The sequence below is a fragment of the Edaphobacter modestus genome (assembly GCF_004217555.1).
Classification (GTDB): domain Bacteria; phylum Acidobacteriota; class Terriglobia; order Terriglobales; family Acidobacteriaceae; genus Edaphobacter; species Edaphobacter modestus.
The window spans coordinates 2,679,265-2,693,232 of sequence record NZ_SHKW01000001.1; the positions used below are offsets into that span (position 1 = coordinate 2,679,265).

Consider the following 13,968-nt stretch of genomic DNA (forward strand, 5'->3'; position numbering starts at 1 on the left):
ATGGCGGCCAGCAAGAAGACAAGAACCACGACGAGCGGGAAGTTACGAACTGCGACCATCAAGCGCGACACCACCGAAACGCAGATCGCACTGAAACTCAACATCGACGGCACCGGCGTCTATAAGGTGTCGACCGGCATCCGCTTCTTCGATCACATGCTCGAGCTCTTCACCCGCCACGGCGGCTTCGACCTCACGCTCACCTGCACCGGAGACCTCGACGTCGACCAGCACCACACCGTCGAAGACGTAGGCATCGCACTTGGCGAAGCCTTCAACAAGGCGCTCGGCGACAAGAAGGGCATCCTGCGCGCAGGCTACTTCGTCATGGCGATGGACGAGACACTCGCCGTCGCCGCCGTCGACCTCTCCGGCCGCGTCGCCTATGTGGTCGATGACAAGGTAAAGGTCCGTCTCGTCGGAGACTTCCAGTCCGAGCTTCTCGCCGACTTCTTCGACGGCTTCGCCCGCGGAGCCAAGGCGAACGTGCACGTCAAGACGATGTACGGGCGCAGCAACCACCACAAGATCGAAGCCATCTTCAAAGCCTTCGCACGCGCGTTGCGCGGAGCTTGCAGTCGCGATGAGCGCATGGCAGAGATTCTCCCAAGCACCAAGGGACTGCTTTAGGTGGAAACCTTCACCAAGCAAAAAACTTTTGCATGGCTAGCGCTAATCTGTGGAATAGCGCTAATCGCATATCAAGTGTTGCTTGTTGATTTTGGTTTCTTTGACGAACGAGTCTTCTGGGTATTTAGTCTCATTTCTGTTGCTCTTATGGTCTTTGCAGGTGTGCTTTTTCTTTATTACCGAACAGGTACGGTTTCCACTGTGGGACTTGTTATCTGTGCGCTTTCACTTGCGTTCTTGATAACTCAGTTCATCACCGCTCTTATAAGAGACTTCAACCGCGGAGGACATCGCCCATGATCGAAGTCATCGACTACAAAGCGGGCAACCTCACCAGCGTCCTCAAGGCGCTGCACTATCTCGGTGCCGAAACACACGTCACGCAATCGCCCGACGATGTGCGCAAAGCAAGCAAGATCGTCCTCCCCGGCGTCGGACACTTCCAGGCGACACAGCTCCTGCACGACCTCCAGCTCACCGTGGCCACGCGCGAGGCCATCGCTCGCGGTGTTCCCTTTCTCGGCATCTGTGTCGGCCTGCAATGGCTCTACGAAGGCTCGACTGAGGCTGAGAGCACCGACGGCCTCTGCCACTTCTCGTCGAAGTGCGAGCGCTTCCCCGCGACCTACAACAAGGCCGATCTGAAGTCTCCGCACGTCGGTTGGAACTCCCTCGAAGACATCCGCAAAGATTCACGCCTTCTACGCGGAGTCGAGAACGGCGGCTTCGTCTACTACACGCACTCCTGGCGTGCGCCTGTAGGTGCAGACACAGCTGCCACAAGCAGTTACGGCGGTCCTTTCACTGCGGCCGTAGAACGCGACAACGTGATGGGCGTACAGTTTCATCCCGAGAAGTCCAGCAGTGTCGGCCTACAAATTCTAAAGAACTTCGTGGAGCTATAGAAATGCCTTTCGTTTATGAAGTGATGCTCGCCGAAGAATCGCCGCAACCCTCTTACAAGCTCGCCCAGCAGCTCGTTCCTGCCGGGACGCTCGTTGGCACTGGGCAGAACATCGCCATCCTCTCCGACGGCAAGAGTGAGTTCCATCTTCGTGCGCCACTGCAGGGGCTATTGGTCGAGTGGTTCGCCGCCAGCGGCGACCCGCTTGACGCAGACGAAACCATCGCCCGCATCGTCGCCGAAGGCTCTGAGCAGCTTGTCTCCGATGCCACTCCCGTAAGGATCAATCCATGCTGACGAAACGCATTATCGCCTGTCTTGATGTCCGAGACGGGCGCGTAGTCAAGGGCGTCCAGTTCGTCGACATCATCGACGCCGGAGATCCCGCTGAGCTCGCGCATCGTCACGCCGCCGCCGGCGCCGACGAGATCGTCCTGCTCGACATCACCGCCACTCATGAAGGACGCGGCACGCTGCTCGATACGGTAAAGCGCACAGCAGCGACGCTCTTCGTTCCCTTCACCGTCGGTGGTGGCATCCGTTCTGCCGAAGACGCCGCCGCGGTCTTCGACGCGGGCGCGGACAAGGTCAGCATCAACTCCTCTGCCATCGCGCGCCCCGAACTCATCGGCGAGATCGGCTCGAGTTTTGGCGCGCAAGCGGTCATCGTCGCCATCGACGCCCGTCGTGCAGCCAATTCCGCAGACCCCGTCGGCGACGCCGAGGTCTACGTCGCCGGAGGCCGCAAGCCCACAGGCCGCAAGGTCGTCGAGTGGGCTCGCGAGGCCGAACAGCGCGGCGCCGGCGAGATCCTGCTCACCAGCATGAACACCGATGGCATGCGCTCGGGCTTCGATTGCGAACTCACCGCGCGCGTCTCCGAGGCTGTGCAGATTCCGGTCATCGCCTCCGGTGGCGCAGGCTCCGCCGCTCACTTCTCCGAGGTCTTCTCGCGCGGCAAGGCCGACGCCGCACTCGCCGCCAGCATCTTCCACTTCGGCGTCACCGACTCCCGCGAGCTCAAAGCCGAGCTTGCCCGCGCAGGCGTCCCTGTACGCCTTCCCTGTTAATTCTTTCCAGCTACGCTGCTGATTTTCTCTAGGAGAACGCATTGCTCATTCCATCCATCGACCTCATGGGCGGCCGCATCGTCCAGCTTGTTCAAGGCGAAAAACTCAAACTGGCCTTCGACGACTTCGACTACTGGATCGAACGTTTCAGCAAATACCCGCTGGTGCAGTTGATCGACCTTGACGCCGCGATGCGCCAGGGGTCGAACGCGGACCTGATCTTGCAGTTCACCTCGAAGCTTCCCTGTCAGGTCGGCGGCGGCCTTCGCACGGCCGAAGATGGCAAGCGCATGCTCGATCTCGGAGCAAAACGCGTGATCTATGGCTCCTCCCTCTTTGGCGGTGACAACGACGCCGACCGCAAGCGACATCCGTTGATCAACCTCGACTTCGCCGCGAAGCTGCGCGATGCGCTCGGCGAAGAGCAGCTCGTCTTCTCTGTCGACACCAAGGGCGGACAGGTCGCCGTGCGCGGGTGGAAGGAAAATGTCGCGCTCACCCCCGAAGAAGCGGTCACGTGGCTTGAGGATTACTGCGCGGCGTTCCTCTATACGCACGTCGACACCGAGGGCACGATGATGGGCTTTCCCATCGACGTTGCGGCCATCCTGCGGGCGACGACAGCGAAGCAGCTTATCGTCGCCGGAGGCATCAAGGAACGCGCCGAGGTCGACGCACTCGATGCAATGGGCGTGGACGCCGTGGCGGGAATGGCTATCTATTCCGGCGCGATGGAAGCTTAATTATTGTCCGGGCTGTCAGGCAGAGCGTAATAACCCTTGCGCGCCTGAACCTTGGTGTCCTTGCCGCAACTGATGCTCAACGTGCGGAAGCTTCCATCGGCCTTCAGATTTGTTGGCGTGTAGCTGGCAAGATACTGGGTACGCAGCTCGTCCTGAATCTGGCTGAAGGCTTCCTGCAGCTTCTTTCCATTGCTTCCCACGTTGAGCAGGCGACCGCCGGTCTCGCGCGCCAGGCGATCCATGTCGCCTGCGCCGGTGTAGCCGAAGCTTCCGTAAAAGCCACGATCCGCGATCAGAATGACGTAGATGATTGCGTTCGACTTTTGCGCCGCCTCGATCGACGACTTCAGCGTCTCCTGCGAGCCCTGATCGGCGCCGTCGGTCAGGATCACAAGCACCTTGCGACCGGCCTCCTGGCGAAGCTTGTCGTGGGAGGCGAGGTAGACCGCGTCATAGAGAAGCGTCCCACGGGGTGTACTGTTTCCCGTCACGGAGCCGGTTCCGGCTCCGGTGTTGATGCTCGCCTTCTCCAGGGCGCGCCTTAGCTGACTCGGAGAGTTGGTGTAATCGGCCAGCAGATCGACATTGATGTCGAAGGAGATCAGGAAGGCCTCATCCTTCGGAGTCAGGACGTCTCTGAGGAACTCCGCGCCGGCCTCCTGCTCCATAGGCAGAACGTTCTGCTGGCTGCCACTGGTGTCGAGCAGAATTCCAATCGTCAGGGGAAGATTCTTCTCCTGGGTGAAGTTTTTGGTCTTCTGCAGAATCTTGTCCTCGGAGATCTCACAGTCGTCCTTGTGAAGGTTGGTGATGTACCCGTTCTTATCGCGGACCGAGAAGTAGACGTTGACCAGGTTTACGTTCACTTTCAGGGTCTGGGTATCGCCGATGTCGGTCGGCTGCTCTCCAGGCGCGGAGCTGGATGGCGGCGGGCCTCCCGGCGAAGGGGCCTCCTGCGCGCGCAGAGCGGAAGTGAGACCGGCAAACAGGACCGACAGGGCGACAGAGGCACACAGAGAGGATCGCATGAGTTTATTAGACGAACCAAGCAGCCGCCGGGTCAGCGAAAAAAATGATAGCACCGCCCGGAGACAGATACGGATGGACCAGGCGCAACGTCAAACTAGGTGGTTGCGTCCTACAAGGAGGGCGGGGGCTGCAGTCATTGTGATAGCCTCCTTATCCTGTCGCTGGTATTCTGGTAGTTACTAGCCAATTCAGTGCCAGAAGGTCTGGGTGGAAGGCGTATGGGGGTTTGAGTGGTCAGGGAAAGCTTATTGGCGGGAGTTCTGGCGTTCATGACGCTGGGACAGCAGGCACAGAAGACGACCGAGGAGGCCTCGGCGGCGCAGCAGATTCCGGATGCGCCACGTCCGCAGGTCGGTCTGCCAGCACTCAACACCGTTCGGCCTGGCATGGGAACGACGCCGGACGCGGCCAACGATCGGCCTCAAACCGATCCACAGGCTCCTCCCTCCAGCCTGCCATCTTCGGCCGCTGGCCAGCAGAGGCCCGACGACGGTCCGCCGCCGGAGCTTCCCGCGTCCGGGCAGGGGCCGGATGCGTTCAAGCTGGTTGTGCGCACAAATTTTGTCGAAGTTCCGTTCACGGTCAAGGACAACAAGCAGCGGCCGGTTCCCGGCATTTTGTGGCGCGAGGTACGAATTTACGAGAACAATCTCCCGCAGCACATCAGCCTGTATACCGTCGATCCGTTTCCGCTTTCGGTCGCCATCGTGATCGACCAGAGCCTGACTCCCGACAACATGGCGAAGGTGAACAATTCGCTTGCCGCGCTGCAGGGAGCCTTTGCGCCCTACGACGAGGTGGCGGTTTACACCTACAACAACGGTCCGCAGCGGCGCACCGACTTCACCGCCGCGAACAGCGCGCGCCTCGAGTTCGCTCTGAACAACTCCAAGAGCACGGGCCGCGAGGTCTACATGAACATGGGCGGACCGCTGGCCCAGACGACGACGCTTAACGGGCGCAATTTCGATCCGAACACAGCGCCGATCCGCAACAGCCAGGCGATGGAGCTGAAGGTTCCGAAGGAAGTTCACACCCTCAACGACGCGATCCTCGAGGCCGCGAAGTCCATGCCCACCCGCGGAAGGGATCGTCGCCGCGTGATCTATGTGATCAGCGACGGCAAGGAGTACGGCAGCAAGGCGAAGACCAAGGAAGTGATCCGCTACCTGCAGACCAACAAGATCGCCGTCTATGGAACGCTGGTCGGCGACTCCGCCCTTCCGGTGGTCGGCTTCCTGGACAAGATTCACCTGCCGTTGACGATGCGGGACAACATTCTTCCTGTTTACACCAGCGAGACCGGCGGGAATCTTGATGCCGAGTTCCGTCAGCGTGGCATTGAAGAAAGCTTCCAGAAAATCTTCGCAGAGGTCCGCACTCAATACATGATTGGCTACTACACGCATCAGCCGTTTATCGACGGCAAGTACCGTTCGATCGACGTGCGCGTGCTGCGGCCTAACCTGACGGTGATTGCCAAGAAGGGTTACATCCCTTTGGCGAGCGATTCGGGTCCCACGAACGTGATCAGTCCGAACCGATAAACCGGCACGCGCCAGCGGAGACGATGCTCGAAGCGAACGCAATGCTGGCGCTGGCTGCTGCCGTTTTATGGGGCGGCGGCGACTTCTCGGGCGGCATGGGAGCCAAGAACGCGGGCGGAACGATGCGTGGCGCGCTGTGCGTCGTTCTGACCAGCCACGCGGCCAGCTTCTGCGTCCTCGTCGTTCTGGCGTCGCTCTCTGGAGACCCGTTTCCGCGCGGCGGCCCATTCTGGTGGGGGCTGCTGGCGGGCGTGATGGGTGGACTCTCCCTCACGGGCTTCTACGTTGCCCTGTCGCGAGGCGCGATGGGCGTTTCGGCGGCGATCAGCGGGCTGCTGGCGGCGGCGATTCCGGCGGCGGTCTCACTTGCAGGAGAGGGCTCACCGGGATGGCGGCGGATCGTGGGTTTCTTCGTTGCCGGAGCTTCGATCTGGATCATCGCAGCCGGCGACAATCCAGAGGCGAAGCCGGTTTCGAGCGGGACGACGTGGCTCGCGATCCTCTCTGGTGCGGGCTTCGGAGTCTACTTTACCGCGCTGAAGTTTGCCGGCGTTGCGGGCGTGGTGTGGCCGATGGCGACGGCCAGGATAGGAAGCCTGACGACTTGCTCCCTGATGCTTGTAGCGATGAGCTTCACCGCAGAGAAAGAGAGAGGATGGCTGCCCCGGAGGGCCGTCCTGTGGGCGCTTTCGACGGCGCTACTGGATACCTCCGGCAATATGCTGTTTATCGCTTCGACGCGAGCCGGGAGGCTGGATGTCGCGGCCGTACTGGCATCGCTTTATCCGGCTTCGACGATTCTACTGGCAGCGTGGATGCTTCATGAGCGTCCGACGCGGCGGCAGGGTTTCGGAATGGTCGTCGCGGCAGCGGCCGTGGTGATGATTACGCTTTGAGGCCCCCCCCCCCCCATATTTTTGTAAGCCTTTTATTTTGTTTTGCTTATCCGGAGTTTTATTTGCAAAATATTGAAGACAAAGGGTTTAAGTGCAAAAATATAGAAAACAAACGGCTTATATGCCATTAAGAGAAAGATCTGCCATGTAATCCCGCGTGACGCTGCCAGATTACGAACCGCAGATCCTTCGACTGCGCTGCGCTCCGCTCAGGATGACACCCTTGATGACACCCTCATTCGATTCGAGCTTCGCTCGAATGCCCACCCTATCCGCGATAAAGCCGAAGGGAAGATGGAGCACCGGTTCCGTGGCGAAGATGGGCACCCGGTTCCGCTGCTACGCGAAGGTCTCTCCCTCTATCTACCTTCTATTGTAAGGATCGGCAGATAACTAATCGGCACTTAAATGCGGCTTGTTTTGTTTGAGATAGGTCGGGTTGGAGATTGACAGGAGATTCCCATACTCCAGCCCAGCAGGGTGAGCGCGGTGAGGACTGCTACGACGAGGAGGTTCGGATAGACCAGGATGCCGTGGATTCTAGGCTCGTGACCGGGGATTCCGGCCCAGTAAGAGGCAGGCGCTAGAAGGAACGGGACGTAGAAGAAGGGGGTCCAATAGGCGAGCGACAGGAGGGCCGCCGCGGTGACGCCTGTGCGGGGCTCTGCGGAGCGGCGCCAGAGCAGCCAGGTGGCGGTGACGGCGACCCCCGCAAAGAGGAAGAGCAGGATGGCGGAGTGATACCGGGCATGGGGATGCCACAGCGGGTTGAGCAGGTGATTGGGGCTCCAGTCGAGCAGAAAGGACATTCCAGAGCCGCCGAGGAGGATGAAGGTGAGGAGAAGCTTGCCGACAGTGGATCGATTTAGGGTCATGGAGTTTCTCCCCTCAATTAGTAAGCGAGTGCTCACTATATACTGAGGATGAAAAGTCAGGCAAGACGGGAGAACAGGAGATGCCGGATGGAGGCTGAAGCACCGAGGAGGCGGGGGAGGCCCAGCCGCAAGGCCGAGATTGTGGCGGCTACGGAGAGGTTGGTGCGGGAGCGGGGCGTGCCGGGGGTGACGACGCGGGCGATCGCGGAGAGTGTTCCCTGCTCGGAGGCTGCGATCTACGTGCACTTCAAGGATAGGCTGGAGTTGATCCTGGCGGTGCTCGAGGAGAGTCTGCCGGAGTTGCTGGTTCCCTTGCAAGCGCTGAAGGAGAGGAAAGGGGAGGGGACGCCGGAGGAGAACCTGATTGCCGCGGTGAAGGGGCTGAGACAGTTTCATCAGAGGGTGACGGTGATGCTGTGTTCGCTGGCGGGAGAGCCGGAGTTGCGGGATCGCTTCAAGGCCTCGATGAGACGGCAGCAGAGAGGGCCGCAGAGAGGCGTGGCCACGCTTGCGGAGTACATTGAGGCGGAGAAGGCGCTGGGGAGGATTTCGGGAGAGGTCGATGCTGGGATGGCGGGCCAGATCCTGATGGCCTCGGTATTCTTCCATGCGTTCTGCGGCGAACTGCTGGGAGAGAGCGGACCTCTGGATGAGCGGCGTCTTGTGGGATCAGCGATCCGGATTACGCCTAGAGCCTGATCGTGGCAGGATCGATGCTGGGCCTGGGGTATGCGAGCTTGAGGCCCTTCGGGGTTTCGACGAGGATCCGGGAGATCGCGACGTTGCGGTACCACTTGTAGTCGGAGGGAATGACGAACCACGGAGTGTGCTTGCGGCTGGTGGCTGCGATGACGTGGTTGTAGGCCTCTTCATACTGAGGCCAGAACTCGCGCTCGCGGAAGTCGCTCACTGAGAGCTTCCAGTGCTTTTCAGGATCATCGATGCGGGACTGGAGGCGCCGGGCCTGCTTCATCCGATGAGCCAGACATAGGCTTTGCGTCTGAGCTAGATGCGGGATGAAAGGAAGGCATGGCCCGGAGGCCATCTCCCTCGTAGAGCAACCTCAACGTTATTTGGCAGTCTCTTCGGGCTTGGGCGTAACAGTATGCGCGTCGGCGGGCTTGTTGGCCTCTTCGGTAACGCCCTTCATGCCGTCCTTGAAGCCGCGAAGGCCCTCGCCGAGTCCTTTGCCGAGCTCAGGCAGTTTTTTGCCGCCGAAGAGCACGAGCACGACGACTGCGAGGACGATGAGATGCGTCGGTGTAAATAGTTCGCCCATGGAATATCTCCTCTTGCGCCGCCGCGCCTTGCCTTGCATGGATATGTGCGGCGGTAGGGTTATTGTCGCACAGGAGTGGGGTGGCTGGCGTGGAGCGAAGAGCCTTCGGATGGAAAGATCCGCCGGTTGGGAGATTCGGGCTTTTGCCGGAATGAGGGATTGCATTCGGCAGCAGTTGGGGAACCGCAGGTCCTTCGACTGCGCCTCTCGCGGTGAGACTGCGAGAGGCTCCGCTCAGGATGACACTTTCCTGGGCAATTTTCCTGGCCGCAATTTTCCTGGCGGCAGGTTTGCTGGCGGCACTTTTTGAGTCGCACTTTGCGGAGGCCACTTTTGTTCGGTGCCACATTTCTTAGAAGAGCTCGCGGCATCCAGGTCGATACGATCAGGCGCTGTTCGCTGAGGAAGCAGTGCCCTGGCGACGGTTTCCGGCGTGTATGGGGAGGAGGGAAAAGACCCGTCCATCGAACCGAAGCAAGGCAGAGGTGCGCCGGACGTTATATCTTGGAAGGGTAAGCTTAAATGCAGGAGCAGATGTTGGAGAAGAAGACGCAGGAGTTTGTGTTGCCCAAGGGAACGAAGAGCGCGTCCGGTTTTGGCCGCCGCGTATGGATGGGAGCGCTGGCCGCGGCTCTGCTAACGGTTGCGACAGGGTCCGGCGCTGCACAGGACGCCCAGTTGGTGAGTCCGCAGGCGACCACCAAGCAGAAGCCGAAGATCGGATTTATCGCGCCGGTCACCTACGACAACAAGTACGAGGTTTATGGCGGCATCAACTTTATGAACTTCCAGGGTGGACAGTCTCTGCCGACGCGCATGAACATGGGCGGGGCCGAGGTGCTGATGACCTACTGGCTCACGCCGAAGTGGGGTCTGGGCGGGGAGTGGCGCGGCGAGTGGGGAACGACGCCGGTAACGCCAAACATTACCTTCAACGGCAGGGCGCTGGCCTCGTTGAATGGAGGACTGCTGGGAGCGCAGTATCGCGGCCCAAAGAACCAATACGCCGCTCTGAACTACCATGCCTACGCCGGAGCCATGTATGGCAAGTTCGACTACACGGCCGACCCGACGCTCCTCGGAATGTATACGAACCGGACCAAGCCGATGGCGGCGTTGGGCATAAGTATCGATGTGAATCACAGCAAGAATATGGCGTTCCGGCTTTCGCCGGACCTGATCCTGGAGCACTTCGGGACGGAGACGCGGCAGTTTTTCGCGATCTCGGGCGGTGTGGTCTACCGGTTCGGAAAGCGCTGAAACGGACGTAAGAAAGGCCGCGCCGGAGGAGATCGTCCGGCGCGGCCTTCGTGTTTCTGGAGACGCGCTTCGTAGCTCCGGGAGCGCCTCTTCGTGTCTCCGAAACCGCTAGGTTCCCGTGCCTCCGTTGCCCTGGAGGAACATCGGAGAGACGGGGTTTTCGTAGACGGAGTAGTCGCGGGTGACGACCGTCAGGCCGCTGGCCGAAACGAAGTAGTTCTTCTTGTCTTCCTGGGGATCGTATCCGATGACGGTTCCGTCGGGGATGTGGACGTCGCGGTCGATGATGGCTTGGCGGATGCGGCAGTGCCGGCCGATGTTGACGTGAGAGAAGATGACGGAGGAGTCGACGTCGGCGTAGGAGTTGACGCGGACGTCGTGCGAGAGGACGGAGTTGCGGATGACCGCTCCGGAGACGATGGAGCCGCCCGAGACGATGGAGTTAATGGCCATGCCGGTGCGTCCGGGCTCGCCGAAGACGAACTTGGCGGGCGGGTACTGGTAGGGGCGGGTGCGCATGGGCCAGGATTTGTCGTAGAGGTTGAAGATGGGGCTGACGCCGGCGACGTCCATATTGGCTTCATAGTAGGCCTCGAGTGTTCCGACGTCGCGCCAGAAGAGGGCCTTCTGCTTATTCTCGTCAACGAAGTTGTAGGCCTGCACGCGATAACGGCCGAGGAGGTCGGGGAGAATGTTATGTCCGAAGTCGTGCTTGGATTTGGGGTCGTCCGCATCGCGGATGAGCTCGGGGAGCAGGACGTCGGTGTTGAAGAGATAGATGCCCATGGAGACGTCGACCATGTCGGGGGTGAAGGGGGAACGGACGCTGGTCTCGCGGGGCTTTTCGATGAAGCCGGTGACCTCTCCGTTGCGGGCGACCTCAACGACGCCGAAGGCGGCGACCTCGTCGGGGCTGATGGGCAGCGTGGCGATGGTGACGTCGGCCCCGGTCTCGCAATGCTGTTCAAGCATCAGAGCGTAGTTCATCTTGTAGATGTGATCGCCGGAGAGGATGAGGACGTACTTGGGCTGCTCGGAGCCGATGGAGTAGATGTTCTGATAGACGGCGTCGGCGGTTCCCTGATACCAGGATTTGGAGACGCGCTGCATGGGAGGAAGGATCTCGATGAAGTCGCCGAGCTCGTTGGCGACTACCGAACCCCAACCTTCGCGGATGTGGCGGTTGAGGGAGAGCGCCTTGTACTGGGTGAGGATGTAGACCCGGCGGAGGTCGGAGTTGATGCAGTTGGAAAGGGTGATGTCAATGATGCGGTACTGGCCGGCGAAGGGCACGGCCGGCTTTGCGCGATCACGAGTGAGAGGAAAAAGACGTTCACCGGCACCACCGGCAAGCAGAACACCAAGAGTATCTTTCATCTTTCGGCGACCTCAGGCAAGTCCCTTGGGGACCTTCTGTGTTGGGATGCACAAAACAGGAACCACGTGCAGGGAGGAGACGCGAGTCTACCATGTCTCTGGTCAGCTTTGGATGTAAGAGGATGATGAAGCGGCAAGGAGGGGCGCCTGCTACCGATGGGAAGCAGGCGCTCTCGAAATAGAGGGTCAGGCTTCGGGCGCGTCGCCGGACTCGTTGACGCTGATCCGCAGCGACTTGAGGAAGCTGAGGTCGCTGTTGGTGAAGGGTCCTTCGATTTCCGCAGAAGCCTCTGCGGTTTCCTCGGCATCGGATTCGACCTCATTGAGGCCGATGGTGGCCTCAAGCATCAGCAGGACATCGAATCCCTGTTCGCGGATGTCCTTGACGACGACTGCGATGTCTTCGGACTCGGAGACCGTCTCATGGATGGCTTCGCCGAGCTTCTGGATGAGATTCTTAACCTTCTGATTCAATGCCACCTCCGGGCTGCTCGATAAACGTCTGACCTCGCATCGGGTATTCCCGGTTAGTAGATCGGCGGGAACGGCATTGCGGGTACTGCGGACCGACTTGAGGACAGGATACGCCCATCCGCGAGCGCGCTGCAACGGGATTGCATCAGCCGTGATTCATCGGGAATTGTGAATTTCCCGGGGCGTGCGCTGACCGGTTCGCCACTGCGGTCGCGGAATGCATTAGACGACCGTGTGATGATCGGACCAGGCAGTTTCAAGGCGATGGGCGAGATCCTGAACGGGTACCGAGCGCTTAGGACCCCATAGAACCACTCCCACGGCAGCAGCGCATAGTCCCGCCATCATCCAGAAAATCCGTCTCATACAAAGCACCTCCCGGGTTGTTTCTCCCGGCTTGGATGCAGGGAGAGGACGGAGCGTTTGATCCTGAAGGGGAGTCTTTGCGGAGCGGGGTCGAACGGCTACACTCATCGATATGGATTCGGTACGCTTTGGCCGGGCATTGGGAGTGGGAGCGCGGGCAGCCGCCAAGTCGCTGGTGACGGCGGTGGACGCTGCTACTGCACCGAACCCGGGTACGGCTCAACAACCCCAGGTTCAGAGACCGAGGGGTGGGGCGGCCCCATCGCCCACGCAGAAGGTAGCACAGGCCGCGACCCAGGCGACACGAGCGACAGGGGGAGTCGTCCGGGGGAGCAAACGGTTCGGCGAGGCCGTGTGGTCGCCGTTTGTGCGATTGTCCGGGGTTCTCTGGCTTGAGTTTACCGGGGTCTTCTTCGGAATCTTCGCGATCTATGCGGCCAGCGGCGCGTGGAAGCTGCGTCATGACCTCATCGAGAGGGCCGGCAATCACGATGCGCACGTCCACTTTTTGATGGCGGCGGTGATGGCGGTTGTCTTTTCGTACTTCTGCGTCAGCAGCTTTCTGCGGGCACGGCGCAGGGGACGGGCGCGCTAGAACAAGCAAGGATCCTGATTTCTGAGGGCCTTTTTGCATTTTCGGGCAGGGGTGCGGACCATGCAAACCGCAGGTCCTTCGACTGCGCCTCTCGCGGTGAGGCTGCGAGAGGCTCCGCTCAGGATGACACTTTTATGGATGGATGACCTGTTCAGGGCGGGGATGACACCTCTATGGCACGGATGACATCTCCGGGGCTGCGATGACACCTTTACGACAGGTCCTTCGACTTCGCCCCTTGGGCCTTGCTCAGGATGACACCCTCTATGGCAGGGACGACTTCTTTAAGACGGGGATTACACCTCTATAACTGGGATGACATCTCCAGGGCAGAGATATCAGATTCGTTCCCTAGTCCGCTTCTCCCCGGTGCAGAATCATCTCCGCGATGTCGCGGATATTCTCGATGCTGATGCCGTCGCGCTGCTGGAGGGCCAGGGGGTGATGGGCATTGGAGATGGTGAACAGTGGCCGGTGCCCGACAGGCTGCGTGTGCACGTCGATCTCGAGATTGATGGTGTTTCCGAAGAGAAACAGGTCGTTGTTGAGCCAGCCGGAAAAGGGCGGCTCCTGCTCTCTTCCCTCCACGTGCCAGAGATCGTTGACGTGAAGGAAGTTTCTGGGGCTGATCTCGGCCCAGACTCCCCAGACGAAGGGAGCATCGAGGCCGTGGACCGGCACCAGGATGCGCCCGCGGAGGTAGAAATCCCTGCCGTCGATCACGCACTGGTCCGGCGTGATGACGACCCGCGCGTCACGCTCTTCCAGGGGGATGGCCATGATGGCCTGCGGAGCCTTGAGGCTGTACTTCAACGGCAGAACATCGTGCCGCTCTCCGCAGACGGTGCAGGCAAACCCTCCAAAAACTTCTCCGGCCATGGGTTCATTCTTCCATAAAAGAATCGCGGAGGAGGCTAGTACAC

The 13,968-nt window shown here is 60.3% G+C and carries 20 protein-coding genes; 11 read left to right on the top strand and 9 right to left on the bottom strand.

Going from position 1 to position 13,968, the window contains the following annotated elements; all coding sequences use genetic code 11:
- From hisB to BDD14_RS11220, 6 genes are read left to right on the top strand one after another with little or no spacing between them, the layout of a single operon-like run.
- Entirely contained in the window at positions 1–630 is a 630-nt protein-coding gene (gene hisB / locus BDD14_RS11195) for an imidazoleglycerol-phosphate dehydratase HisB (protein WP_130418881.1), read from the top strand.
- Positions 631–930, top strand: coding sequence for a hypothetical protein (locus tag BDD14_RS11200; RefSeq protein WP_130418882.1), 300 nt, complete (start codon positions 631–633; stop codon positions 928–930).
- Positions 927–1,535 carry an imidazole glycerol phosphate synthase subunit HisH gene (hisH, locus tag BDD14_RS11205; protein ID WP_130418883.1) on the top strand — a complete coding sequence of 203 codons (609 nt, stop codon included), beginning with the start codon at positions 927–929 and terminating at the stop codon, positions 1,533–1,535. Before BDD14_RS11200 ends, hisH begins: the two co-directional genes overlap by 4 nt.
- Before the next feature lie 2 nt (positions 1,536–1,537).
- Positions 1,538–1,831: a biotin/lipoyl-containing protein gene (locus BDD14_RS11210; RefSeq protein WP_130418884.1), complete on the top strand. Its 294-nt coding sequence runs from the start codon at positions 1,538–1,540 to the stop codon at positions 1,829–1,831.
- A complete protein-coding gene (gene hisF, locus BDD14_RS11215; protein WP_130418885.1) occupies positions 1,825–2,604 on the top strand; it encodes an imidazole glycerol phosphate synthase subunit HisF in 780 nt (259 codons plus the stop codon). The genes BDD14_RS11210 and hisF overlap by 7 nt, the downstream gene beginning before the upstream one ends.
- Positions 2,605–2,645: 41 nt before the next feature.
- On the top strand, positions 2,646–3,347 hold the full coding sequence (locus BDD14_RS11220) for a 1-(5-phosphoribosyl)-5-[(5-phosphoribosylamino)methylideneamino]imidazole-4-carboxamide isomerase (RefSeq protein ID WP_130418886.1): 702 nt from the start codon (positions 2,646–2,648) through the stop codon (positions 3,345–3,347).
- Here BDD14_RS11220 and BDD14_RS11225 read toward each other — a convergent pair.
- Entirely contained in the window at positions 3,344–4,375 is a 1,032-nt protein-coding gene (locus BDD14_RS11225; protein WP_130418887.1) for a VWA domain-containing protein, read from the bottom strand. The two genes, BDD14_RS11220 and BDD14_RS11225, sit on opposite strands and share 4 nt — an antisense overlap.
- Positions 4,376–4,624: 249 nt before the next feature.
- Here BDD14_RS11225 and BDD14_RS11230 point away from each other — a divergent pair, with 249 nt between their 5' ends.
- The gene (locus BDD14_RS11230) at positions 4,625–5,923 is read left to right on the top strand and encodes a VWA domain-containing protein (protein ID WP_242617886.1); all 1,299 of its coding nucleotides are present in this window, start codon (positions 4,625–4,627) and stop codon (positions 5,921–5,923) included.
- A 23-nt stretch (positions 5,924–5,946) separates the two neighbouring features.
- Positions 5,947–6,819: an EamA family transporter gene (locus BDD14_RS11235; protein ID WP_130418888.1), complete on the top strand. Its 873-nt coding sequence runs from the start codon at positions 5,947–5,949 to the stop codon at positions 6,817–6,819.
- Between the two features lie 171 nt (positions 6,820–6,990).
- Here the strand turns inward: BDD14_RS11235 and BDD14_RS31765 are convergent, their stop codons facing one another.
- Positions 6,991–7,146, bottom strand: a complete 156-nt coding sequence (locus BDD14_RS31765) for a hypothetical protein (RefSeq protein ID WP_165420030.1) — start codon at positions 7,144–7,146, stop codon at positions 6,991–6,993.
- A gap of 77 nt (positions 7,147–7,223) precedes the next feature.
- Complete coding sequence (locus tag BDD14_RS11240; RefSeq protein ID WP_130418889.1) at positions 7,224–7,694, bottom strand: DUF6640 family protein; 471 nt, start codon at positions 7,692–7,694, stop codon at positions 7,224–7,226.
- An 87-nt stretch (positions 7,695–7,781) separates the two neighbouring features.
- Here BDD14_RS11240 and BDD14_RS11245 point away from each other — a divergent pair, with 87 nt between their 5' ends.
- A complete protein-coding gene (locus BDD14_RS11245; RefSeq protein WP_165420031.1) occupies positions 7,782–8,393 on the top strand; it encodes a TetR/AcrR family transcriptional regulator in 612 nt (203 codons plus the stop codon).
- Here the strand turns inward: BDD14_RS11245 and BDD14_RS11250 are convergent.
- Both BDD14_RS11250 and tatA read right to left on the bottom strand, forming a co-directional pair.
- Positions 8,383–8,667 carry a polyphosphate kinase 2 family protein gene (locus BDD14_RS11250; RefSeq protein ID WP_242617887.1) on the bottom strand — a complete coding sequence of 95 codons (285 nt, stop codon included), beginning with the start codon at positions 8,665–8,667 and terminating at the stop codon, positions 8,383–8,385. The two genes, BDD14_RS11245 and BDD14_RS11250, sit on opposite strands and share 11 nt — an antisense overlap.
- Before the next feature lie 96 nt (positions 8,668–8,763).
- Positions 8,764–8,973 (bottom strand): twin-arginine translocase TatA/TatE family subunit, encoded by a 210-nt coding sequence (gene tatA / locus BDD14_RS11255; RefSeq protein ID WP_130418892.1) that lies wholly within the window; start codon positions 8,971–8,973, stop codon positions 8,764–8,766.
- A gap of 534 nt (positions 8,974–9,507) precedes the next feature.
- Here tatA and BDD14_RS11260 point away from each other — a divergent pair.
- Positions 9,508–10,233 (top strand): hypothetical protein, encoded by a 726-nt coding sequence (locus BDD14_RS11260; RefSeq protein ID WP_130418893.1) that lies wholly within the window; start codon positions 9,508–9,510, stop codon positions 10,231–10,233.
- A gap of 108 nt (positions 10,234–10,341) precedes the next feature.
- Here the strand turns inward: BDD14_RS11260 and glgC are convergent, their stop codons facing one another.
- From glgC to BDD14_RS31770, 3 genes are all read right to left on the bottom strand, one after another.
- Positions 10,342–11,610: a glucose-1-phosphate adenylyltransferase gene (glgC, locus tag BDD14_RS11265; protein WP_130418894.1), complete on the bottom strand. Its 1,269-nt coding sequence runs from the start codon at positions 11,608–11,610 to the stop codon at positions 10,342–10,344.
- Positions 11,611–11,796: 186 nt separating this feature from the next.
- Entirely contained in the window at positions 11,797–12,090 is a 294-nt protein-coding gene (locus BDD14_RS11270; RefSeq protein ID WP_423201749.1) for a hypothetical protein, read from the bottom strand.
- Between the two features lie 216 nt (positions 12,091–12,306).
- Positions 12,307–12,450, bottom strand: coding sequence for a hypothetical protein (locus BDD14_RS31770; protein WP_165419820.1), 144 nt, complete (start codon positions 12,448–12,450; stop codon positions 12,307–12,309).
- Between the two features lie 112 nt (positions 12,451–12,562).
- On the opposite strand from BDD14_RS31770, the gene BDD14_RS11275 reads away from it, so the two are divergent.
- On the top strand, positions 12,563–13,045 hold the full coding sequence (locus BDD14_RS11275) for a hypothetical protein (RefSeq protein ID WP_130418895.1): 483 nt from the start codon (positions 12,563–12,565) through the stop codon (positions 13,043–13,045).
- Between the two features lie 351 nt (positions 13,046–13,396).
- Here BDD14_RS11275 and BDD14_RS11280 read toward each other — a convergent pair whose 3' ends face one another.
- Complete coding sequence (locus BDD14_RS11280; protein ID WP_130418896.1) at positions 13,397–13,924, bottom strand: DUF2199 domain-containing protein; 528 nt, start codon at positions 13,922–13,924, stop codon at positions 13,397–13,399.
- Between the last annotated feature and the right edge of the window lie 44 nt (positions 13,925–13,968).

Excerpts from the sequence above, each read along its gene's own strand:
- BDD14_RS11275 (WP_130418895.1), top strand. The coding sequence starts at position 12,563 with ATGGATTCGGTACGCTTTGGCCGGGCATTGGGAGTGGGAGCGCGGGCA.
- BDD14_RS11225 (WP_130418887.1), bottom strand. The coding sequence starts at position 4,375 with ATGCGATCCTCTCTGTGTGCCTCTGTCGCCCTGTCGGTCCTGTTTGCC.
- BDD14_RS11240 (WP_130418889.1), bottom strand. The coding sequence starts at position 7,694 with ATGACCCTAAATCGATCCACTGTCGGCAAGCTTCTCCTCACCTTCATC.
- BDD14_RS11235 (WP_130418888.1), top strand. The coding sequence starts at position 5,947 with ATGCTCGAAGCGAACGCAATGCTGGCGCTGGCTGCTGCCGTTTTATGG.
- BDD14_RS11260 (WP_130418893.1), top strand. The coding sequence starts at position 9,508 with ATGTTGGAGAAGAAGACGCAGGAGTTTGTGTTGCCCAAGGGAACGAAG.
- tatA (WP_130418892.1), bottom strand. The coding sequence starts at position 8,973 with ATGGGCGAACTATTTACACCGACGCATCTCATCGTCCTCGCAGTCGTC.
- hisB (WP_130418881.1), top strand. The coding sequence starts at position 1 with ATGGCGGCCAGCAAGAAGACAAGAACCACGACGAGCGGGAAGTTACGA.
- glgC (WP_130418894.1), bottom strand. The coding sequence starts at position 11,610 with ATGAAAGATACTCTTGGTGTTCTGCTTGCCGGTGGTGCCGGTGAACGT.
- hisH (WP_130418883.1), top strand. The coding sequence starts at position 927 with ATGATCGAAGTCATCGACTACAAAGCGGGCAACCTCACCAGCGTCCTC.
- BDD14_RS11250 (WP_242617887.1), bottom strand. The coding sequence starts at position 8,667 with ATGAAGCAGGCCCGGCGCCTCCAGTCCCGCATCGATGATCCTGAAAAG.
- BDD14_RS11280 (WP_130418896.1), bottom strand. The coding sequence starts at position 13,924 with ATGGCCGGAGAAGTTTTTGGAGGGTTTGCCTGCACCGTCTGCGGAGAG.
- hisF (WP_130418885.1), top strand. The coding sequence starts at position 1,825 with ATGCTGACGAAACGCATTATCGCCTGTCTTGATGTCCGAGACGGGCGC.
- BDD14_RS31770 (WP_165419820.1), bottom strand. The coding sequence starts at position 12,450 with ATGAGACGGATTTTCTGGATGATGGCGGGACTATGCGCTGCTGCCGTG.
- BDD14_RS11245 (WP_165420031.1), top strand. The coding sequence starts at position 7,782 with ATGGAGGCTGAAGCACCGAGGAGGCGGGGGAGGCCCAGCCGCAAGGCC.
- BDD14_RS11210 (WP_130418884.1), top strand. The coding sequence starts at position 1,538 with ATGCCTTTCGTTTATGAAGTGATGCTCGCCGAAGAATCGCCGCAACCC.